Source organism: Bartonella vinsonii subsp. berkhoffii ATCC 51672 (genome assembly GCF_902825225.1).
GTDB classification, from domain to species: domain Bacteria; phylum Pseudomonadota; class Alphaproteobacteria; order Rhizobiales; family Rhizobiaceae; genus Bartonella; species Bartonella berkhoffii.
Map to the genome: position 1 here is coordinate 1 of NZ_CADEAK010000094.1, position 645 is coordinate 645.

General features: G+C 40.5%; 1 protein-coding gene. It reads right to left on the minus strand.

Features of this window, described 5'->3' with window-relative positions; genetic code table 11:
• Positions 1-549: DNA adenine methylase (locus J7R10_RS08405; RefSeq protein ID WP_208436459.1), on the minus strand; the 549-nt coding region annotated here is incomplete at its 3' end.
• Positions 550-645: the final 96 nt, after the last annotated feature.

The window sequence follows — 645 nt, forward strand, 5'->3', positions numbered from 1 at the left end:
GTCATAACGCCTAATAAAATCAAACCAGTCTAAATGTTCAATGGTCACATTTGATAAACGCCGGTAAATCAGCTTTAAGAACCCTTCAAGTTTGAAAGAGTTAAACCGTGCACCACGGTAGGGATTAATTCCAAATGACCGCTTTGCCACCTGACCACCAAAACTCAACCGCTGCAGATATAAAAACCGCAAAGCCCGCTCTAAATCCGTAAGCGTCTTTGGATCTTGGAGAGTGAAACGTTGAAACGCCTCACGGCTACTAATCTGGAACTCCAAGAGATCCATAAAAGGATGATAATGGCGTTGCAAAACCCGAAAAAAATTCACCACATCCCCTGAACAATCATTGATGACTTCATATAAGGGTATCAATTTCCTCCTAAAGAATATTCCTCCCATGCCAACAAAAGGTTCGGCATAAGTGCGATGAGGAATGCCTTCTATGATTTTGATAATGGTTTTTGCCAACTTGATTTTGCCACCAACATAAGCAGCAGCTGGTTCTATAGGATCAATAGATTTTAATGTTTCCTTGTAAAGTGTATCCATAATTTTTTAACACTCTTTCATCTATAGTAGCCATCTTCTCATTGCTTCAAGTGATAAGAAGTGGCTGCGATGTTAAGAGCTCTTACATCGGACGGG